7 protein-coding genes are annotated in these 8,073 nt (G+C 68.8%); 2 read left to right on the top strand and 5 right to left on the bottom strand.

Annotation, left to right across the window (positions count from 1 at the left end):
• Both TF1_RS04760 and TF1_RS04755 read right to left on the bottom strand, forming a co-directional pair.
• Positions 1 to 559: ABC transporter ATP-binding protein (locus TF1_RS04760; RefSeq protein ID WP_061783677.1), on the bottom strand; the 559-nt coding region annotated here is incomplete at its 3' end.
• Positions 556 to 1,647, bottom strand: a complete 1,092-nt coding sequence (locus TF1_RS04755; protein WP_011292116.1) for an ABC transporter substrate-binding protein — start codon at positions 1,645 to 1,647, stop codon at positions 556 to 558. The genes TF1_RS04760 and TF1_RS04755, both read right to left, overlap by 4 nt.
• 193 nt (positions 1,648 to 1,840) lie before the next feature.
• Here TF1_RS04755 and TF1_RS04750 point away from each other — a divergent pair, with 193 nt between their 5' ends.
• Entirely contained in the window at positions 1,841 to 2,923 is a 1,083-nt protein-coding gene (locus TF1_RS04750) for a VIT1/CCC1 transporter family protein (protein WP_016188774.1), read from the top strand.
• Between the two features lie 102 nt (positions 2,924 to 3,025).
• Positions 3,026 to 4,546 (top strand): aldehyde dehydrogenase family protein, encoded by a 1,521-nt coding sequence (locus TF1_RS04745; RefSeq protein ID WP_061783676.1) that lies wholly within the window; start codon positions 3,026 to 3,028, stop codon positions 4,544 to 4,546.
• A 107-nt stretch (positions 4,547 to 4,653) separates the two neighbouring features.
• Here the strand turns inward: TF1_RS04745 and TF1_RS04740 are convergent, their stop codons facing one another.
• The 3 genes from TF1_RS04740 to TF1_RS04730 all read right to left on the bottom strand — a co-directional run bounded on the left by TF1_RS04740 (position 4,654) and on the right by TF1_RS04730 (position 7,954).
• Entirely contained in the window at positions 4,654 to 5,430 is a 777-nt protein-coding gene (locus tag TF1_RS04740) for an aldo/keto reductase (protein ID WP_011292113.1), read from the bottom strand.
• 125 nt (positions 5,431 to 5,555) lie between these two features.
• Positions 5,556 to 6,578 (bottom strand): hemolysin family protein, encoded by a 1,023-nt coding sequence (locus TF1_RS04735; protein ID WP_011292112.1) that lies wholly within the window; start codon positions 6,576 to 6,578, stop codon positions 5,556 to 5,558.
• Entirely contained in the window at positions 6,575 to 7,954 is a 1,380-nt protein-coding gene (locus TF1_RS04730) for a hemolysin family protein (RefSeq protein WP_016188772.1), read from the bottom strand. The genes TF1_RS04735 and TF1_RS04730 overlap by 4 nt, the downstream gene beginning before the upstream one ends.
• Positions 7,955 to 8,073 lie beyond the last annotated feature (119 nt).

Below are 8,073 nucleotides of genomic sequence, written 5' to 3'. Positions count from 1 at the left end.
GCAGTTCGTCTTGGAGCGTTTCGCGGGTCTGGGCGTCCAGCGCGGCGAACGGCTCGTCCATGAGGAGCACGTCAGGGTCGAAAGCGAGGCTGCGGGCGATAGCGACGCGCTGCCGCATGCCGCCGGACAGCTCGTGCGGGTAGCGCTCCGCGAATCCGGCGAGCCCGACCAGTTCCAGGTAGTCGCGGGCGAGCTGGGCGCGCTGGCGGCGACCGACCCCACGGGCTTCCAGGCCGAATTCGACGTTGCCTTGGGCAGTGCGCCAGGGCAGCAGCGCGTACTGCTGGAAGACCAGGCCCCGATCCAGGCCGGGTCCGGTAACGGGGACGCCGTCCAGCAGGATCTGCCCGGAGGTGGGGCGGGCTAGGCCGCCGAGCAGGTCCAGCAAGGTGGACTTGCCGCAGCCGCTGGGGCCGACGAGCACCAGGAACTCCCCGGCGCGGATGTCCAGGGTGACGTCTTCCAGCGCGGTCACCCGGCCGGTGGAGCGGCGCCCGCGCCCGGCACTCCGGGCGGGGAACTCGTGCCGGACCCGGTCGAGGCGCAGTTTCGGGGTCATTGGCCTTCTCCCGTGGTTCCGCCGCCGGCGGTGGCGGCGATCGGTTCGCCGTCAGGCCCGGAGTCGGGCGGGTAGGTGCCGTTGGCATAGGGGTTGAACTCGTTGGTGTACACCTCGGAGAGGGAGATGCGGCCCTCAGCGAGCTCCCCGTTGCGCACCAGCCAGTCGTGCCAGACCGAGAACTCCTTGTCGGCGATCACCCCGCCGGGGCCTGCGACGCCGTCGCTCTTCCAGTACTGGATGGTCTCGGTGTCTTCGTTGCGGCCGCGGCGTTCGATGATGGAGACGAACCGGTCGACAACCTCCTCGCGGGGCCTGGTCTGGGCCCAGCGGATGGCGCGGGCCACCCCTTCGACGAACGCGCGGGTGGTGGTGGGGTGGCGTTCGATGAAGTCGTTGCGGAGCACGAGGCTGCCGTAGCTGAACGCATAGAGGTCGGTATCGGTGAACAGGGGGCGCAGTCCGCCGCGCTCCAAGGCTTTTTCCCGATGGATGCCGCTGAGGGTGGCGACGTCCACTTGGCCGCTGCGGAGCGACTGCTCGGCGTTGACCGGGGGGACGACGGTCAGTTCGACCTGGGCGATCTCCTCCTCGGTCAGTCCGTTGCGGGACAGCCATTCGCGGACCACGAACTCGTGATGGGCACCGAGGGTGTTCATGGAGACGGTGGCGCCGATCAGGTCGCGCGGCTGGGTGAGGGGACTGTCCTCGAGCACGTAGTAGCCGCTGTACGTCTCCTCGTCGGAGCCGTAGTAGGCGATGACGGCGGTGACCGGGGACCCGGCGGCGACGAGTTTGAGGATCGCCCCGTTGAAGGCTCCCCCGTAGTCGGTGTCGCCGGTGGCGGCGGCCTGGATGGACTGGGGGCCGCTGGTGGTGTCGCTGAGCCATTCCAGGTCGATGCCGTCGAGGTAGCCGAGGTCGGCAGCGAGTTCGGGGAGGGTGACGGACCCCGTAGTGCCCTGGTAGCGCAGGACAGTGGCCTCCCCGGTGCCGTCTGAGCCGCGCGAAGGGCCGCACGCGGCCAGCAGGGGGAGGGCTGCTCCGACGGCCGTGGTGTACCGCAGGAAGTCGCGTCTGGTGTGCATGGCTGCTCTCTTCGTCAGGGTCGGGAGGGGACAGTGCCGGGATGCCTGCGGTGACTACCGGCGGTAATGACGCTAATGCTCCCCTCTCCCTAAAGTCAACTAAATAAGTAGGAATAGTGTGAATATGGGCGGGGAAGGCACCCGTGCCCCGGCCGGCGGTATAGCTGACCAGGAGGAGGGCAGAGGAATCTGCATGGACCAGCAGCACACCGCGTCTTCCGACCCGTCGCCCGCCACCCTGCGCCGATGGCGGCGCATGCTCGCCGACGAACGGGAAGAAGCCCGCGCCTACCGGGAGCTGGCGTACCGCCGCGACGGAGAAGAACGGGAGATCCTTCTCGCCCTGGCCGAAGCCGAAGCGCGCCACGTCGCCTACTGGGAGCGTCTTCTCGGCGACCGGGTGGGCAAACCGCGGCGCGGTTCGTGGCGCATGCGGGCTCTGGCTTTCCTCGCCCGCTATCTCGGCTGGGTGCTCGCCCTGGCACTCCTGCAACGAGCCGAGCACCGCATCCCCTATGAAGCGCCCGACGTGCCCGAGCGGATCGTGGCCGACGAACGCATCCACGCGGAGGTGGTGCGCGGACTCGCTGTCCGAAGCCGGTCCCGGCTCTCCGGCAGACTGCGCGCCGCAGTATTCGGGATCAACGATGGCCTGGTCAGCAACATCGCCCTGGTGCTCGGCGTCGTCGGCGGCGGCGCCACCGCCGATACTGTGCTGCTCACCGGGCTGGCCGGGCTGCTTGCCGGGGCGCTGTCCATGGCTGCGGGCGAATACGTCTCAGTCAGCTCGCAACGGGAACTGCTTGCCGCATCCGTCCCCGACGAGGCGGCCCGAGAATCCATCCCCCGCCTCGACGCCGAGGACAACGAACTCGCTCTCGTCTACCGGGCCCGCGGCGTCCCCGCGGACGAAGCGCAGCACCGCGCCACGACGATGCTGCGCCTCAGCAGAACCGGACCGCCCCCGGAACTGCCCGGAACCACCGACCCCGAAGTGGTCGGCACCGGGATGAGCGCGGCCGCGTCCAGCTTCGTGTTCTTCGCCGTGGGTGCAGCTCTGCCCGTGCTGCCGTTCCTCGCCGGCATGTCGGGCCTGGCCGCGGTAGCGGTGGCCTGCACGGTCACCGGAATCGCGCTGCTCGCTGTCGGAGCGGTCGTCGGCGTGCTCTCCGGATCGTCGCCGCTGCGGCGCGCCCTGCGGCAGCTCACCATCGGCGTGGGAGCCGCTGCCGCCACCTACCTGCTGGGACTGCTGTTCAACACGGTCGCCACCTAGCCCGAAGCCCGCCGTCGGCCCAGGCCAAGCGGTGGTTTGCGGCCCAGAAGGCCGGGTAGCGACGCGGCACGACACGACCGTCAGGCACAGGGGGCACCAGGGATGACTCAGACCATGGGGAGTTGGCAGGAGACCCGGACTGGGCTGCTCATCGACGGAGAGATCGAAGGCGCTGACGAGTGGTTTCCGGTCTTCGACCCGGCCGCACCCCACCAGGTCGTCGGCTACGCCGCGGTAGCCACCCCGGAACAGGCCCGCCGGGCCGTGGACGCCGCCGACACTGCATGGACACGCTGGAGCGCTCAGGAACCGGAGCAGCGCGCCGAACTTCTCCTCGAAGCCTTGCGGGACCTGCACGACAGCGCCGAGGCGCGGAGCGACCTCCTCGTCCGGGAAAGCGGACTCACCCGGACCGAAGCACAGCTTGAGCTTTCCGTGTTCGAACAGCGGTGCATCACAGCCGCCGGGATCGCCGGAGAACTACGGCAAGTCCGCCGCCTCCTGCCTCAGCCCAGACAAGGAGAGGCCCCGTTCAACGCTCCCCTGGGGGAAGGGCTCGCCCCGGACCAGGTCCGCTCCGAAATCTCAGTGATGCCGCTGGGCGCGGTGACGATCATCCTTCCCCCCACCTGGGCGCTGGCGGTCCTCGCCACCAGTCTCCCGCACGCCCTCGTCGCGGGGAACACCGTGATCGTCACCCCCTCGCCGACCGCTCCGCTGACCGTCGTCCGCACCCTCCAACTGCTTGCCGAACGGCTCCCCGCCGGAGTCCTCAACGTTGTCACCGGAAGCGACGAAGCCGTCTCCCCGACCATCCGGGACCCCCGGGTACGGCGGATCGTCTTCACCGGCAGTCCGGAGGCGGGCCGGACCATCCTGCGGGTCGCAGCCGACACCATCACCCGGGTGACGCTGCAACTCGGCGGAAACAACCCTGCGATCCTGCTCGACGACGTCGCCCTTGACGCGGTCACCGTCGAACGGATCGCCGTCGGCGCCTTCATGATCGCGGGCCAACTGCACCGGGGAGTGAAACGCCTCTACGTCCACCGCTCCCGCTACCAGGAACTGGTCGAAGCCCTCTCCGCGCAGCTCGCCAACCACCGGATCGGACACGGGCTGCACCCGGACACCACCATGGGGCCGCTCATCAACGCCCGGGATCGCGACCACGCCCGCGACCTTAGCGACCGTGCCCGCGCCATCGGCTGCGAAGTGCGGGAATTCGGGGAAATCGGCGAAGAGACCCAGCAGAGCGGAGGCTACTTCCTGCGCCCCGCCCTGGTCCTCGACCCGCCCCTGGACGAGAGCATCGTGGTCGAAGCCCAGTCCGGGCCGGTCCTGCCGATCCTGCCCTATGACGACGTGGACCGGGTGGTCGCGGCAGTAAACCAGGACCGGGCCGGGCTGTGCTCCTCGGTGTGGAGCACAGACCTGGACCGTGCCGGCGAAGTCGCCGCCCGCCTCCGCACGGGAACCACCTGGATCAACGGTGCCGGAGTGCTCGCCGAGGACGACCGCGCCCCGTCCGGCGGATTCCGGCAGAGCGGCATCGGCCTGCAGAAAGGCATCGAAGGCCTCATGGAGATGAGCGAAACGCACACCGTGACCTATCCGGGTTGACCGCCCCGCAGGGCACGGCCTTCCGACTGCGGTCTGCTCACGCCGCGGCAGCCAGCAGACCGCCCCCGCCTGACCGGGCCGCACGGCCCGCTGCCAGACCGGGCGTGTCACGCGCCCAGGGCATCCACGGCAGCCATCTCCTGCGGGGCGAGGGAGAAGTCGGTTACAGCAAAATTGCTGCGGATCCGCTCCGGCGTGGCAGAGCGGGGGATGACCAGGATGCCGTGCTGCAGGTGCCAGCGCAGCACCACTTGGGCCGGGGTCTTCTGATGGGCTTCCGCGATCTCAGTGATCACCGGGTGGGTGAGCAGGGCTCCCCCTTTCGCCAACGGTGCCCACGCTTGGGTGGCGATGCCGTGTCGGGCATGGTAGACGCGCTCTTCGAGGCGCGGCCGGGACGGGTTGAGCTCGATCTGGTTGACCGCTGGCACCACGTCGCAGGCCTCAAGGAGGACGGCGAGCTGGGCGGGGGAGAAGTTCGACACGCCGATCGCGCGTACCACGCCTTCCGCGTACAACTGCTCAAGGGCCCGCCACGTTTCCACGTTGACTGCATCGGACGCGTTGGGCCAGTGGATGAGGTACAGGTCGATGACGTCGAGGCCGAGCCTGCGGCGGCTGGCGTGGAACGCGTCCAAGGCCGGTTGGAATCCGTGGTGGTTGTTCCACAGTTTGGTGGTGATGAACACGTCCGAGCGGTCCAGCCCGGAGTCAGCGAGCGCCGCGGCGACCGCAGTCTCATTGCGGTACATCTCGGCAGTGTCGAAGCAGCGGTACCCGGCCGCCAGCGCCGCAGCGACCGCGTCGTAGCCTACCTGCCAGGTGCCGAATCCTAGTTGGGGCATGGTGACCCCGTTGTTGAGGGTGACAGTAGGGACTGCCATAGCTTCACTCCTCGCCGCAGCGGAAACTCCGCGGAGACGGATACCCCCAGCAGGGCGCTCCAATCAGGCCTGCATGGCAACGGGGCCGCCACTGGGGCGGCCCCGCGAAGGACGGATGCTGCCGGTTAGCGTCCCGCGGGCTCGGGAGTGCCTGCCAGCAGGAGCCGGTCCAGCATGTCCTGCATGGTCACCAGGCCGATGAGCTCCTCCTCCTCTTCCACCAGCGCCAAGTGGGTGCGGCTTTCCCGCATGATGCTCAGCGCCGCGTAGATGGGGGTGGTGGCGTCCAAGGTCAGGACTGGCCGCATGAGCTCGGCGGCGGTGGTGCCGGGCGGGCACGTGAACGTGTCGCGGACGTGCAGCACCCCGAAAGGCTCGTCCTCGCCGACCAGGAGACGCAGATGCCGGCTCTCCCGCACTACCCGGTGGATCTCCGCGATGTCGTCATCCGGGCCGACCTGCGCGAACTCCTCCTTCGGGGTGATGATCTCCCGCAGCGGCCGGGAGTTGACCTCCAAAGCGGTCGCCAATTGCGCGCGCCGCTCCGGATCCAACGCTCCCGCCTTAGCGGAGTGCTCCACCAGTTCCCGCAGGTCCTCCGGGCTGTGGCCGGAGGCGACTTCGTCGACGGCCTCCACCCCCAGGCGGCGCAGGCACCAGTTGGCCATGCCGTTGAGCGCGACCAGGGCGGGCCGGGTGAACCACATGAACACCCGCATAGGGATGGCCAACAGGATCGCCGACCGCTCCGGGTGGGAGATCGCCCAGGACTTGGGGGCCATCTCCCCGATGACGAGGTGGAAGAAGGTGACGATCACCAAGGCCACCACGAAGGAGACCGTGGAGGAGACTGCTTCGGGCAGCCGACCGTCAAACAAGGGTTCGATGAGGTGGTGGACGGCCGGCTTGGTGATCGCACCCAACGCCAGGGTGCACAGGGTGATCCCCAACTGGGACCCGGCGAGCAGCAGAGACAGGTCGCGGGCGCTGCGCAGCGCGGCCCGCGCTGACAGGCTGGTCTCCGCGGCTTCTTCCAGCCGGTAGCGGCGCGCAGCCACCAGAGCGAACTCGATAGCCACGAAGAACGCCGACAGCCCGATAATGAGTACCGACAGCACGAGGGCCACCACCGGGTTCAGCCCGCTCATGCGGTCACCCCCGTCCAGCTGCTCTGCGGGCTCTCCCGCAGTTCGAGACGGATAGTTTCTGGAACGTGGCGGTCCACTGCCTCCACGACCAGGTTGACGACCCAGTCGGGCTCGTCGTCGTCAGCCCCCGGGTGCCGGGGCAGGGCCACGGTGACCCGGTCTGCGGGACGGGGCAGGCGACGGAGCCGGGTGATCACGAGACCACCGAGGGTCTCGTAGTCGCCCGCGGGAAGGTCGTGGCCGAGGAGCCGCTCCACTTCGTCGATGTGGAGCGCACCGGGAAGCAGCCAGTTGCCGTCTTCGATGACCCGGGCCTGCGACTCGTCTTCCGGGTCGTGCTCGTCGGCGATCTCCCCGACGAGTTCTTCCGCGATGTCTTCGGTCGTGACCACCCCGGCCAAGCCCCCGTACTCGTCGACCACGCAGGCGAACTGCTCGTTCGCCTCGTGCAGCCGCGCCACAAGGGTCGGCAGCGGAAGGGAAGTGGGGACGAGGACAGCGGTGCGGGCGACATCCGCGACCCGGGTGGTCTCCCACGTGGCAGGATCCAAACCGAGGATGTCGCGGAGGCACACCACCCCGGTGACGGTCTCCACCCCGGTGAGTACCGGGAAGCGCGAGTGGCCGGTAGTGGTGATGAGTTCCACGACCCGGCTGACCGGGTCGTCGGCCTCCACGAAGGTGACCTGCGGGCGCGGGATCATCGCGTGTTCCGCGGTCCGCTCGTGGAAGTCCAGGGAGCGGTCCAGCAGGGTGGACAGCTCCGCGGGCAGGTCGCCGCTGTCGCGGGACTCCTCCACGATGCGTTCCAGGTCGCGCGGGGTGGCGGCGTGCTGGACGTCTTCCACCGGTGTGATGCGCACCGCTTTGAGCAGCAGCATGGATGCCCGGTCGAACAGCCAGATGAGCCACCCGAAGAGACGCAGGTAGATGCTGGTCGATAGGGCCAGTCTGCGGGCAACGGGCTCCGGGCGGGCAATCGCGAGGTTCTTGGGGAACAGCTCGCCGAACACCATCTGGACGACGGTGGAGAACAGCAGCGCCGCGACGGTGCCGATAGCCACTCCGGTACCGGAGGGAATTCCGATACCGCCGAGGAGTTCGCCGATCCCCGCCCCGATCATGGGTTCGGCGACGTAGCCGACGAGGAGACCGGTGACGGTGATACCGAGCTGGGCACCCGAGAGCATGAACGAGGTGCGGGAAGTGATGTCGAGGACGCGCCGGGCCTGCGTGTCCCCGGCGGCAGCTCGGGCTTTGAGCCGAGAACGGTCAACGGCGACAAAGCCGAACTCCTGGGCGACGAAGTAGCCGGTGACCGCGGTGATCAGGAAGACCACCAAGACTCCGAGGAGAATTGTGACGCCGACGTTCATCGCGCACATACCGCCTCGGAGTCGTAGGGGAGTTCGGTCAGTGCGCGACCGGCTGAGTGGGGGTCGTCAGAGTCGGAGCAGCAGCGTCTCGTGACGCTGCTGCTACTTCGGGACGGGTC

Origin of the sequence: Thermobifida fusca NBRC 14071 = JCM 3263, from assembly GCF_001592045.1 — a bacterium.
GTDB lineage: Bacteria > Actinomycetota > Actinomycetes > Streptosporangiales > Streptosporangiaceae > Thermobifida > Thermobifida fusca.
Note: the sequence above shows the minus strand (reverse complement) of the source record. Positions and strands in the feature narration are given on the sequence as shown.

Excerpts from the sequence above, each read along its gene's own strand:
- TF1_RS04755 (WP_011292116.1), bottom strand. The coding sequence starts at position 1,647 with ATGCACACCAGACGCGACTTCCTGCGGTACACCACGGCCGTCGGAGCA.
- TF1_RS04750 (WP_016188774.1), top strand. The coding sequence starts at position 1,841 with ATGGACCAGCAGCACACCGCGTCTTCCGACCCGTCGCCCGCCACCCTG.
- TF1_RS04745 (WP_061783676.1), top strand. The coding sequence starts at position 3,026 with ATGACTCAGACCATGGGGAGTTGGCAGGAGACCCGGACTGGGCTGCTC.
- TF1_RS04740 (WP_011292113.1), bottom strand. The coding sequence starts at position 5,430 with ATGGCAGTCCCTACTGTCACCCTCAACAACGGGGTCACCATGCCCCAA.
- TF1_RS04735 (WP_011292112.1), bottom strand. The coding sequence starts at position 6,578 with ATGAGCGGGCTGAACCCGGTGGTGGCCCTCGTGCTGTCGGTACTCATT.
- TF1_RS04730 (WP_016188772.1), bottom strand. The coding sequence starts at position 7,954 with ATGAACGTCGGCGTCACAATTCTCCTCGGAGTCTTGGTGGTCTTCCTG.